Annotated in this window: 12 protein-coding genes; all 12 read left to right on the forward strand. The window is 35.0% G+C overall.

Annotated elements, in window-relative coordinates:
* Positions 1–3 precede the first annotated feature (3 nt).
* Positions 4–2040: a flagellar biosynthesis protein FlhA gene (flhA, locus tag NX902_RS09930; protein ID WP_095329200.1), complete on the forward strand. Its 2037-nt coding sequence runs from the start codon at positions 4–6 to the stop codon at positions 2038–2040.
* Positions 2037–3215 carry a flagellar biosynthesis protein FlhF gene (flhF, locus tag NX902_RS09935; protein ID WP_341160703.1) on the forward strand — a complete coding sequence of 393 codons (1179 nt, stop codon included), beginning with the start codon at positions 2037–2039 and terminating at the stop codon, positions 3213–3215. The genes flhA and flhF overlap by 4 nt, the downstream gene beginning before the upstream one ends.
* Positions 3212–4087, forward strand: a complete 876-nt coding sequence (locus NX902_RS09940) for a MinD/ParA family protein (protein ID WP_341160704.1) — start codon at positions 3212–3214, stop codon at positions 4085–4087. The genes flhF and NX902_RS09940 overlap by 4 nt, the downstream gene beginning before the upstream one ends.
* A gap of 11 nt (positions 4088–4098) precedes the next feature.
* Positions 4099–5208, forward strand: coding sequence for a protein-glutamate methylesterase/protein-glutamine glutaminase (locus tag NX902_RS09945; RefSeq protein WP_172859861.1), 1110 nt, complete (start codon positions 4099–4101; stop codon positions 5206–5208).
* A gap of 20 nt (positions 5209–5228) precedes the next feature.
* A complete protein-coding gene (locus NX902_RS09950; RefSeq protein ID WP_123257462.1) occupies positions 5229–7283 on the forward strand; it encodes a chemotaxis protein CheA in 2055 nt (684 codons plus the stop codon).
* 162 nt (positions 7284–7445) lie between these two features.
* Entirely contained in the window at positions 7446–7922 is a 477-nt protein-coding gene (locus NX902_RS09955) for a chemotaxis protein CheW (protein ID WP_095329205.1), read from the forward strand.
* Between the two features lie 2 nt (positions 7923–7924).
* A complete protein-coding gene (locus tag NX902_RS09960; RefSeq protein ID WP_095329206.1) occupies positions 7925–8566 on the forward strand; it encodes a chemotaxis protein CheC in 642 nt (213 codons plus the stop codon).
* Positions 8559–9056 carry a chemotaxis protein CheD gene (locus NX902_RS09965; RefSeq protein WP_123259102.1) on the forward strand — a complete coding sequence of 166 codons (498 nt, stop codon included), beginning with the start codon at positions 8559–8561 and terminating at the stop codon, positions 9054–9056. Before NX902_RS09960 ends, NX902_RS09965 begins: the two co-directional genes overlap by 8 nt.
* 510 nt (positions 9057–9566) lie before the next feature.
* Complete coding sequence (locus NX902_RS09970) at positions 9567–10331, forward strand: FliA/WhiG family RNA polymerase sigma factor (RefSeq protein WP_095329207.1); 765 nt, start codon at positions 9567–9569, stop codon at positions 10329–10331.
* A 19-nt stretch (positions 10332–10350) separates the two neighbouring features.
* Positions 10351–10662, forward strand: a complete 312-nt coding sequence (locus tag NX902_RS09975; RefSeq protein WP_095329208.1) for a hypothetical protein — start codon at positions 10351–10353, stop codon at positions 10660–10662.
* Between the two features lie 9 nt (positions 10663–10671).
* On the forward strand, positions 10672–11232 hold the full coding sequence (locus tag NX902_RS09980; RefSeq protein ID WP_095329209.1) for a hypothetical protein: 561 nt from the start codon (positions 10672–10674) through the stop codon (positions 11230–11232).
* Positions 11233–11383: 151 nt separating this feature from the next.
* On the forward strand, positions 11384–12085 hold the full coding sequence (gene rpsB, locus NX902_RS09985) for a 30S ribosomal protein S2 (RefSeq protein ID WP_016201151.1): 702 nt from the start codon (positions 11384–11386) through the stop codon (positions 12083–12085).
* Positions 12086–12243: the final 158 nt, after the last annotated feature.

Raw genomic sequence — 12243 nt, forward strand, 5'->3', positions numbered from 1 at the left:
GAAATGGCAAGGAGAGACTTAATCGTAGTGATTGGGGTAATCCTCATTATTGCAATGTTGATTATCCCATTTCCAACATGGTTATTAAGTGTGTTAATTTTGCTTAATATTACGTTGGCATTACTTATCTTATTATTAACTATGAATATGAGTGAGGCTTTAGAGTTTTCTATTTTCCCTTCACTTTTGTTGTTAACGACCCTATTTCGCCTTGGTCTCAATGTATCCACCACTAGAGCTATTTTATCAAAAGGGGATGCAGGTGGGGTAGTACATACCTTTGGAACATTCGTAATTGGCGGCAATATTGTTGTTGGGTTAGTAGTCTTTCTAATTCTTGTCATCATTCAATTTATTGTTATCACCAAAGGGTCTGAGCGTGTATCAGAGGTTGCTGCACGTTTTACATTAGATGCAATGCCAGGTAAGCAAATGAGTATTGATGCTGATTTAAATGCGGGGATTATTTCCGAGCAAGAGGCAAGACAACGGCGTGAAAAAGTTGGTAGAGAAGCTGATTTCTATGGTTCGATGGATGGGGCAAGTAAATTTGTCAAAGGAGATGCCATTGCTGGAATCATAATTGTTTTTATTAACTTGATTTTTGGAATCGTCATTGGGATGACTCAGCTTGGTATGGCAGCAGGAGATGCTGCCCAGCATTTTTCCTTATTATCCGTTGGGGACGGGATTGTCAGTCAAATACCTGCATTACTAATTTCAACAGCAACAGGGATTGTTGTAACAAGAGCTGCTTCAGAAGGAAACCTTGGCTCCGATATCACTTCGCAGTTATTGTCATACCCAAAAATGCTTTATGTAGCAGGAGGAACAATCTTTTTATTAGGTCTTTTTACGCCAATTGATGATTTTTTAACAATTCCTATTGCGGGACTTCTAATATTTGGAGCTTATTATTTATCAAGAAAGCCAAAGCAAAATTTAGAACAAATGCAGGAGCTTGAGGAAGATATCCAAACAGATGAGCTAAAAAGTCCTGAAAGTGTAGTTAGTTTACTAAGTGTGGATCCAATTGAATTTGAGTTTGGTTATGGTCTTATTCCTTTAGCCGATGCCAATCAAGGAGGGGATCTATTAGATAGGGTGGTCATGATCAGAAGACAGCTAGCGATAGAGTTAGGTCTTGTCATTCCTGTTGTTCGGATTCGCGATAATATTCAATTACAGCCAAATGAATACCGATTAAAGATAAAGGGAAATGAGAGAGCAAGCGGGGAACTGCTTCTGGATCATTACTTAGCGATGAGTCCTGGGATGGACGATGATTCCATTGAGGGAATTGATACGATTGAACCATCTTTTGGCCTGCCGGCTAAATGGATAACAGAAAGTACGAAGGAACAAGCCGAAATCTTTGGTTATACCGTGGTTGATCCACCCTCCGTTGTTTCTACCCATATTACAGAGGTAATTAAGGCAAATGCCCATGAGTTATTAGGAAGACAAGAAACGAAACAATTAGTGGATCATGTAAAAGAAAGCTATCCGATTTTAATCGAAGAAGTAACACCAAGTCCGTTGTCGATTGGAGAAATTCAAAAGGTTTTAGCAAAACTTTTAAGGGAAAATGTTTCTATTCGTAATTTACCAGTCATTTTCGAAACATTAGCTGATTTTGGAAAAATGACAGCTGATACAGATTTATTAGTTGAATATGTTAGACAATCTTTAGCCCGTCAAATAACTACCCAATACACGAATCAAAATGACTCTTTAAAAGTGGTAACTTTGTCAGGAAAAGTGGAAAAACTAATAGCGGATAATATTCAGCAAACAGAGCACGGAAACTTCTTAGCATTAGATCCAAATATTTCCCAATCAATTTTAGAGAGTATTGCTGGGCAAATTGAACAATTATCTGTAATGGAACAGATGCCAATTCTTTTATGTTCGCCAGCTGTTCGTATGTATGTAAGACAATTGACAGAACGTTATTTTCCACAAGTTCCAGTATTATCGTACAATGAATTAGAAGCAAATGTAGAAGTTCAAAGTGTGGGAGTTGTGAATATCGAATGAAAATCCAAAAATACGTAGCACGGGATATGCCAGAAGCAATGAAAAAGATTCGAGCGGAATTAGGGAATGATGCTGTCATTCTTCATTCAAAAGTAATTTATACAGGCGGCTTCTTAGGCTTATTTAAAAAAAGAAATATCGAAGTACTCGCAGCCATTGATCCGAGCATTTCAGAGACAACAATTTCTAAGCAAACAAAAAAGCGAGAAATGCGCAGTCCTGTTTTAATTAAAGAACCGGCTTTTAGGGCTGATGCAGATAATTCAACTAATAATATAAGTTTAAAAGAGGGAAAGAGAATATCTGATTATCCAGAGATAGTAAAGCATTTAAATGAAATTAATCAAAATGTAAAAGCGAATAAAAGTATGACATTTTCTATTCCTTCTCCTATAACTAACATAGTAAATCAATTAGATAAACAAGGGATAGATGAAGAAATTAAGACTGGATTAGTGAAAGAATTAGTAGCTAAATGGTACGCAGCAGGCGAAGACGTTTTAGAGTCTCAGGTTTCTGAGTGGGCACGGCAATTTCTATTAGCGGAGATTTCCCCTTATTCATTTGGGGAAATCTCTTTAGCCAAAAAATATATTAATGTCATTGGGCCAACAGGGGTGGGAAAAACAACAACTTTAGCCAAAATTGCTGCCAATATCATTTTAAGACAGCAAAAATCAGTAGGATTTATTACAACAGATACATATAGGATTGGGGCAATCGAACAACTTAAAACATATGCGAATATTTTAGATGTACCCTTAGAGGTTTGTTATTCTCTGGAAGATTTTGAGCATGCTACAAAAAAACTGGAAGAATGCGATGTTATTTTAATTGATACAGCAGGAAGAAATTTCAGAAATAAAAAATATGTAGAAGATTTAATGCAAGTGGTCGATTATAAAAGAGAAATGGAAACGTTACTTGTTTTATCTATGACAGCAAAGCAAGATGACTTAGAAGAGATTTATCAACAATTTTCCGCAATCAAGATTGATGCTTTCGTGTTCACAAAATTAGATGAAACATCTTCGTACGGGGCAATGATTAATTTAATTGTTGCTTGTAAAAAAGGTGCTGCTTATATTACAACAGGTCAGAATGTTCCTGATGATATAGTTCCAGCAACCCCAGAGGAGTTAGTAAATAAGCTATTTGAGGTAGTTGAAGAATGAACGATCAAGCTTCTATCTTACGAAAAAAAATTGAACAATTAAATGCAAACAAAAGGGACTCCAATCACAAAACATTGGCGATTATCAGTGGAAAGGGCGGTGTGGGAAAGTCGAATTTTTCGCTTAACTTTGCGCTCACTCTTCAAAAAAGAGGATATCGTACTTTACTGATTGATATGGATATTGGAATGGGGAATATTGATATTCTAATGGGGACACAGTCTCGCTTTACGATCGTTGACTTTTTTAGAAATGATATTAATTTTGAGTATATTATTTCTAAAGGATTTGATGGATTAGACTATATTGCAGGTGGTTCTGGACTAAGTGATTTTGTCGATATGGAAGAAGAAAAACTAGAGAGCTTTTTTCAGCATTTTCAAAGGATATTAAATCACTATGACTATATTTTATTTGATATGGGAGCTGGAATTAGTACGGATTCTTTAAAGTTTATTCTATCTGTTGATGATTGTATCGTCATCACAACACCTGAACCTACTTCTATAACAGATGCATATGCTGCAATGAAATTTATTCATACAAAAAATGCAGTACTTCCGTTATACCTTGTCGTTAATCGAACAATGGAGAAAAAAGATGGGGCAGAAACGTTACAAAAACTTCAGCAAGTTGTAAAAAAATTTTTGCAGCGGGATCTTATTAATCTTGGCTATATACCAGATGACACAAATGTAGCACAAGCTGTACGAAAACAAATTCCTTTTGTTTTTTTTAATGAAAAATCAGAAGCGGCTAAAGCTTTGCGCGAAATTGCCGATAGATATGGTAAACAACAGTTTACAGAACCCTATCCAGCTAATAGACATAATTTCTTGTCTAAATTAAAAAGGTTTTTGTTTGAAAGGTAGTTGAGTTTAAAGTGGAGAAAATAAAGGTTCTTGTTATTGATGATTCTGCATTTATGCGTAAGCTAATTACAGATTTTCTCTCCGAAGACTCGAGAATAACCGTTATTGGTACAGCCAGAAATGGTGAAGACGGAATAAAGAAAATTAAGCAATTAGCTCCTGATGTTGTAACGCTTGATGTCGAAATGCCAGTCTTAGACGGTTTAAGTGCTTTAAAGAGAATTATGTTAGAGCATCCTGTACGAGTTCTTATGCTATCAAGCATAACAAAGGTTGGAGCAGAAAGTACGATTCAGGCAATGCAAGCAGGGGCAATTGACTTTATCACAAAGCCTTCTGGGTCTATTTCACTAGATTTATATAAAGTTAAGCAGGAATTGGTAGAAAAAGTTATTTTAGCTAGTAAAGTAAAACCAAAAACATTATTAAATCTTTCAAATGAAGGAAAAAAGACTATTAATTCACAATCTTCTTATAGTAAAATGGAACCAAGAGAAGAGAATGAAAGAATAGTCCAAAAGATAGAATCCATCAGTAATTGGATGAACTCCATGAAAAAGATTGTCATAATTGGAACCTCAACTGGTGGCCCAAGGGCATTGCAGAAAGTCCTAACTAATTTACCAAGTGATATTGAAGCACCTATTTTAATCGTTCAACATATGCCAGCAGGATTTACCCGATCCCTTGCAAATCGTCTAAACACGTTATCCGCTATTACGGTAAAGGAAGCGGAGCATGGGGAGATCATCCGTAATGGAGTTGCCTATATTGCCCCAGGAGGTCAGCATTTAAAGGTAAAAACAGTTGGTGTCCATACAGCAATTGATCTGGATCAAACTGCCCCTATAAATGGTCATAGGCCATCTGTTGATATTATGTTTGAATCTGTCAGCGATTTGAAAGCCTATGCAAAAATAGCAGTTATTATGACTGGGATGGGATCAGATGGCACAGATGGTTTAATAAAATTAGCAAAAAAAGGTAACGTAAAAGCTATTGCTGAGTCACAGGAGACATGTATTGTTTACGGAATGCCTAAAACAGCTATTGCCACGAATTATATTGATGAAATTCAAAAGGTAGATCATATTGCTGAAACTATTATGAAATATGTATAACGTCAAGGGATGTGAAGCAAGTGGAAATGAGTCAGTATTTAGAAGTTTTTATTGAAGAGAGTAAAGAACATTTACAAGCATGTAACGAACATTTATTAGAGTTAGAAAAGGATCCTGAAAATTTACAAATAGTAAATGAAATTTTCCGTGCAGCTCATACTTTAAAAGGTATGTCTGCAACAATGGGGTATGAAGATTTGGCAAGTCTAACCCATCAAATGGAAAATGTACTCGATGCTATAAGGAATAAGAAAATTATTTTTTCTCCAGAAATATTGGATGTCATTTTCTTAGCTGTCGATGATCTTGATGCAATGGTAGAGTCAATCGCTAGTGGTGGAGATGGAAAAAGAAATGTAGAAGCAGTAGTTGAAAAGCTTATACAAATTGAAAAAGGACTTCCTTTAAACCAAAATACAGCAGAAGCAGAGGTTGCAGTAACTGCCATAGAGGATGCTCCTGCAAAGCAAAATCAATATGATGAATTTGAAACAACTGTATTACAGCAATCATCCGATCAAGGCTTTTTTACTTATGAAATCAATATTACATTAAAAAGTGACTGCTTATTAAAAGCTGCAAGAGTTTATATGATATTTGAAGCTCTAGAATCATTAGGAGAGGTTGTTAAGTCTATTCCTCCAGTGGAAGAGCTTGAAGAAGAAAAATTCGACTATGATTTTATGGTAACCCTTATATCAAAAGAGGCAGCAGATAAAATTGAAGCGTCTGTTATGAAAGTTTCAGAGGTAGAAAAGGTAGCTGTAAGGGAATTCTTTGCAAATAGTCAGTCTGCTAAGCAGCAAACGATAGTAGAAACTCCGGTTGTAGAAGCAGTACAAGCAAAAACGGATAATACATCTGTTACAGAAAATAGCACTCCGGCTGAGACTAAACAGACTGAGAAACAAACAGGAACTAAAGTATCTAATAAAACCATTCGCGTTAATATTGAGCGTTTAGATATTCTAATGAATCTATTTGAGGAACTTGTTATCGACAGAGGAAGATTGGAACAAATTTCTTCCACCCTTAAAGATCAAGAGCTTCATGAAACGGTAGAAAGAATGTCAAGAGTTACTGGTGATCTTCAGAATATTATCCTAAATATGCGCATGGTTCCTGTTGAGACTGTATTTAATCGTTTCCCAAGAATGGTTAGGCAGCTTGCGCGTGATTTAAATAAGAAGATTGATTTACAAATTGTTGGTGCAGAAACAGAGCTTGATCGCACCGTTATAGATGAGATTGGTGATCCATTAGTTCATTTAATTCGAAATGCTCTTGACCATGGAGTCGAAACACCAGAAGTAAGACGAGCGAATAATAAAAGCGAAGAAGGAACAGTTGTTCTTCGTGCATATCATAGCGGAAACCATGTTTTTATTGAGTTGGAAGATGATGGAGCAGGAATTAATAAAGAAAAAGTCCTTTCTAAAGCAATTAATAAAGGAATTATTTCAAAAGAAGTAGCTAAAACATTAACGAATAATCAAATCGCTGAACTTATTTTTGCTTCTGGTTTTTCTACTGCTGATCAAATTTCTGATATTTCAGGACGTGGAGTAGGGCTGGATGTAGTGAAAAATACAATTGAATCACTAGGTGGTTCGATTACAATCGAATCAGAGGAAGGAAAAGGATCGTTATTTTCTATCCAATTACCATTAACCTTATCGATTATTTCTGTTATGCTAGTTGAAATTCAAGCAGAAAAGTATGCTATCCCATTGTCATCTATTATTGAGACAGCTATTGTCAATAAGAATGATTTAATGCATGCCCATGATCAAACAGTTATCGATTTCCGTGGCAAAGTGGTGCCATTATTATTCTTAAAGGATATTTTTGATGTGCCATCAGCAGGAATCGAGAGTGACTATTATTCTGTCGTTATCGTAAGAAAAGGAGATAAATTAGCTGGTCTAGTTGTAGATGGATTTATCGGTCAGCAAGAAGTGGTTTTAAAATCACTAGGTACTTACCTTTCTAGTGCGTATGCTATTTCTGGCGCAACTATCTTAGGAGACGGACAAGTAGCTTTAATTATGGATTGTAATGCTTTAATTAAGTAATAACCTGTACAAGGATTAATAGATGTTAGCGCAAGTGGCTTTACCTTGGAATAAACTCATTAAGCAGAATTACTACTTGTCAGAATTTGTTTATAAATGGGGGAATAATGATCTTGCGCTTTATAAATTGCAGATAGGTTATGTGAGAGGGATGAAAAGGAAATGAGCGATGCAGTTTCAACAGAAGAGAAATTAATAATATTTGAATTGAAGGGAAAAGAATATGCTATTTCTGTCAATGAAGTAATGTCGATAGAGAAAAACATGCATATTACTAGAATTCCAAATATCGCTCCTTTTGTTAAAGGCGTGATTAATTTAAGGGGAGTAGTAACTCCCATTATTGATTTGCGACTTCGTTTTAATTTGGAAGAAATTCCATACACGGATAGCACAAGAATTATCATTATTATGTTGGAAGATATGGAAGTAGGTATAATTGTTGATTCTGCTAATGATGTCGTAGATGTCGATACTTCTCTTTATGAGCCTGCTCCAGAGACAATCAATGGCGATGAAGTCGATTATATAAAAGGTGTAGTAAAGCTTGATAAACGTTTATTAATTCTTGTTGATTTAGAAAAAGTGTTTGATCGAAATATATTAAGAAATTATGCTAATACTAAAAGTGATGAGTAAGTATGGGGTATATTAATGATATAAATTCCTTAAAGCTTGATGTACTAAGAGAAATTGGTAATATTGGAGCAGGACATGCTGCAACTTCTTTATCTAAGCTTCTGAATAAAAAGATTGATATGAAGGTTCCGGATGTTCAAATTGTGACATTTGATGAGATGATGGAAATGGCAGGCGGTGCTGATAATATTGTTGCTGGGGTGTTTTTACGAATTGAAGGAGATGTTCCAGGAAGTATGTTTTTTATACTTCCTTTAGAGCAAGCTACTAAATTGGTTCAAGATATGATTGGTGACCCGTCTGTTAACTTAGCTAAACCGCCATATGATGAGTTATCTATGTCTGCATTACAAGAACTAGGCAATATATTATCCGGTTCTTATTTGTCCTCTTTATCTGATTTTACGAAGTTATCTTTGTATCCATCCGTGCCAGCACTCGCAATTGATATGGTTGGTGCAATTGTTACATATGGATTAGTTGAACATTCTCAAGTAAGTGATTATGCGATTGTCATCAATACGGAGTTAAATGGAGAAGAAATCACATTAGCCGACACTGTAAATGGCCATTTCTTTTTGCTGCCTGATCCTGATTCTTTTGCCGCTTTATTTCAATCATTGGGAGTGAAGGATGGTGACTGACCAAATTACAGTAATAAAAGTTGGGATTGCTGATATGAATGTGGTAGAGTCTCCTAATACAATTCGGACTTCTGGACTTGGTTCATGTGTGGGTATTGTATTATATAGCTCCCTAAAACCAATTGCTGGTTTAGCACATATTATGCTTCCAGAAGCATCCATATCTAAATCCGGAACTCTTAATAAAGCTAAATTCGCAGATACAGCCATTGTAGAACTAGTAGAGCGTTTAGAAGGATTAGGAATAAAGAGAAGTACGTTGTTAGCAAAAATTGCCGGAGGAGCTCAAATGTTTCAGTTTACTGGGACAAGCGATGTTATGAGAATAGGACCTCGAAATGTTGAAGCGGTTAAAAATACACTACAATCTTTAAGGATTAAATTGGTAAGTGAAGATGTGGGTGGAAATAGTGGTAGAACAATTGAGTTCTGTCCTGCTACCCATGAATTAACAATTCGAACGGTGAATAAAGGGATTCATATTATATAGTGTATAGCAATACTTTTAAAAGCAGTGAAATAAGACTACCTCTAATTTAAAGAATCCATGGTTGGGACTTTGGAATGTATTCTTTTATTAAGAGATAGTCTTTTTATTTATTTTTCTTGGGAATTTCACTAAAAAAGAACGGATAATTACAGTTGGTAGTTCTTATTACCTAATTTTAAATGAGGTATTAGAAAGAATAGCTAATAATTCACATCTTCTGCTAAAATCAATAGTGAAATATATACATAAATAAATGGATAGGTATATCTTCCTTTCCTATCAAATCTATTTTTAAACTGAATGGATAGGAATATAAATGCTAAAAATAAAATATGCAGACAAGCTCCTTATATGGTAATGAATACAAAAATATTGATTTTTTTGCTGGATTTAGGGGATATAGATAGGGAAGAAATATACTTATATCCTTTTCAAGTTGTTACTTATATAGATAGAACTAGTTATATGCGTGTATGGGGTTCATTGTTTATAGAGGAGGGAAATAATTTAATGGCAAAGGAATCAACAACAGAAGAGAAGCAAGCGTGGGAAATGTGGACTAGTACGAGAGATCAGGAAGCAGGTAATCAATTAATTAAAAAATATATGCCTTTAGTGAGTTTTCATGTTCAAAGAATTTCGATAGGGTTACCAAAAAGTGTTTCACGAGATGAACTAACAAGTCTTGGAATGATGGGCCTATATGATGCCTTACAACGCTTTGATCCAAATAGGGACTTAAAGTTTGATACATATGCCTCCTTTCGAATTAGAGGCAGTATTATTGATGGGCTTCGTAAAGAAGACTGGTTATCTAGAGGCACGAGAGAAAAGTCAAAAAAAATTGAGGCGGCTATTGAAAAACTCGAACAGAAATTAATGAGAAATATTACTGTTCAAGAAATTGCTGATGAGTTAGAGACTAGTGTTGACGAAGTATATGCAACAATGAATGAACATTTTTTTGCAAATATATTATCTATTGATGAGCAGATGAATGAAGGAGAAGAGAAAGAAGCACAGAGTTTCTCGATTCGTGATGATAAAACGGTTATTCCAGAGGAAAAAGTCGTAAAGGATGAACTAGTCCAAGAGATGGCCGCAAAAATTAAAGAGCTTAATGAAAAGGAGCAGCTTGTAATTAGTTTGTTTTATAAGGAAGAATTAACATTAACGGAAATTGGACAAGTAATGAATTTATCTACTTCTCGCATATCTCAAATTCACTCCAAAGCTATATTTAAATTAAGACATTCATTAGAAAAAGTAATATAACGAAAAAGGATGAGTGCACATGAGTTTAAAAGCATTAGAAATGCAAGTTGCATTACCACGAACTTATGATGCAGGGAAGCTTCAAGAACAACAGGATCAAAAACATCAGCAAATGTACACCTTCGCTGCTCAAGAAACCGGTAAGGAGGAAGAAAGAAAGCGAACAACGGTTATTAAGGGGGAAGGGAACGGTAAAGTTACTTCCAAGAAAAAAAGGGATAAGCAGTTTTTCGAAACAGAGATGAGGAAAGATGAAAAGGAATTAGACGATTTAGAGAGAATACAAACGATACATCCTTATAAAGGAAAAAGTATCGACTTTAGTGGATAGAGGGATGAAATGGTTAATTTTTTACTTTTTTTAAGTATTACTTTAAATTTAATTGCTATACTTTGCATCGTTATTTTGTATGTCAGACAAAATCGCTTTGTAAATCTTGAAAAGGATCAGAGAAAGAATTTAGAAGAAATGGAAGAAGTGATTTCTACTTTTATTACAGAAATAAAAGTAGAAAATGAACAGTTTTTAAATAGACTTACTAGCTTTGATCCTAATGAGGATCTACTAGGTAAGAAAGTAGAAGACAATAAGGGTAAAGCTGAAAGTTTGGAATATAAGCCGAGAGAGATAAAAGGCAATAAAGCGATGCTGAATGCTTATAAAAATGTGACGGATTCTATACAAGAAAATAGTTTAACAGAGGATCGGTTGGAGAAGGAAGATGTCAACGAACTATTAAATTTAATCTTGCCACCAGAAAAAAAGCAGAAAGAAAAGTCAATAGTAGAAGTAGCAAAAGAGATGCAGGCGGAAGGGAAAAGCATCGAGGATATAGCAAAAGCATTAAATAAAGGCAAGACAGAGATGGAACTATTGCTTAAATTTAGACAAAATTCGTAAATGTACTTGATTGTGCACAGTACATATGCTATATTAACAAATGGTGTTAATACACACGCTTTTGGATTTAATCATTGGTGCTGTAAACTTTACAGTTTTGATTAAAAATGATAAAAGCGGAGGAAATCAAAACCATTAGGAGGAAAAAAACATGTCAGTTATTTCAATGAAACAATTACTTGAAGCTGGTGTACATTTCGGTCACCAAACTCGCCGTTGGAACCCAAAAATGAAAAAATATATTTTCACAGAGCGTAACGGCATCTACATCATCGACCTTCAAAAAACAGTTAAAAAGGTTGAAGAAGCTTATAACTATGTGAAAGAATTAGCTGGAAACGGCGGTACAGTTCTTTTCGTTGGTACTAAAAAGCAAGCACAAGATTCAGTTAAAGAGGAAGCTATCCGTTCTGGTCAATATTATGTTAACCAACGCTGGTTAGGTGGAACTTTAACTAACTTTGAAACAATTCAAAAACGTATTGCTCGTTTGAAAGATATTGAAAGAATGGCTGAAGACGGTACATTCGACGTACTTCCTAAAAAAGAAGTAGTTCAATTAAACAAAGAGCTTGAGCGTTTAGAAAAATTCCTAGGCGGAATTAAAGATATGAAAAAAATTCCTGACTGCCTATTCATCGTAGATCCACGTAAAGAACGTATTGCAGTAGCAGAAGCTCATAAATTAAATATTCCAATCGTTGGTATTGTTGATACTAACTGTGATCCAGACGAAATTGACGTTGTTATTCCTGCGAATGATGATGCAATCCGTGCTGTTAAATTATTAACTGCGAAAATGGCAGATGCTATTCTTGAAGCTAAACAAGGCGAAGAAGTAACAACTGCTTAATTAGAACCGAATGACTTGTTATACAAAATAGTTTTGGATCAATTGATAAACTAAAATGGATAATAAGTAATTGTTAGGGACTTGTGGAAAAGGTGATAAAGAGCATCCCTCTTATCACCTTTTTTTCAAGCGTCCTGCTTAAAAGGGAGATAAATTGG

The sequence above is a fragment of the Niallia sp. FSL W8-0954 genome (assembly GCF_038005605.1).
GTDB classification, from domain to species: domain Bacteria; phylum Bacillota; class Bacilli; order Bacillales; family Cytobacillaceae; genus Niallia; species Niallia circulans_A.

Excerpts from the sequence above, each read along its gene's own strand:
- flhA (WP_095329200.1), top strand. The coding sequence starts at position 4 with ATGGCAAGGAGAGACTTAATCGTAGTGATTGGGGTAATCCTCATTATT.
- NX902_RS09970 (WP_095329207.1), top strand. The coding sequence starts at position 9,567 with ATGGCAAAGGAATCAACAACAGAAGAGAAGCAAGCGTGGGAAATGTGG.
- NX902_RS09960 (WP_095329206.1), top strand. The coding sequence starts at position 7,925 with ATGGGGTATATTAATGATATAAATTCCTTAAAGCTTGATGTACTAAGA.
- NX902_RS09940 (WP_341160704.1), top strand. The coding sequence starts at position 3,212 with ATGAACGATCAAGCTTCTATCTTACGAAAAAAAATTGAACAATTAAAT.
- NX902_RS09975 (WP_095329208.1), top strand. The coding sequence starts at position 10,351 with ATGAGTTTAAAAGCATTAGAAATGCAAGTTGCATTACCACGAACTTAT.
- NX902_RS09955 (WP_095329205.1), top strand. The coding sequence starts at position 7,446 with ATGAGCGATGCAGTTTCAACAGAAGAGAAATTAATAATATTTGAATTG.
- flhF (WP_341160703.1), top strand. The coding sequence starts at position 2,037 with ATGAAAATCCAAAAATACGTAGCACGGGATATGCCAGAAGCAATGAAA.
- rpsB (WP_016201151.1), top strand. The coding sequence starts at position 11,384 with ATGTCAGTTATTTCAATGAAACAATTACTTGAAGCTGGTGTACATTTC.
- NX902_RS09980 (WP_095329209.1), top strand. The coding sequence starts at position 10,672 with ATGGTTAATTTTTTACTTTTTTTAAGTATTACTTTAAATTTAATTGCT.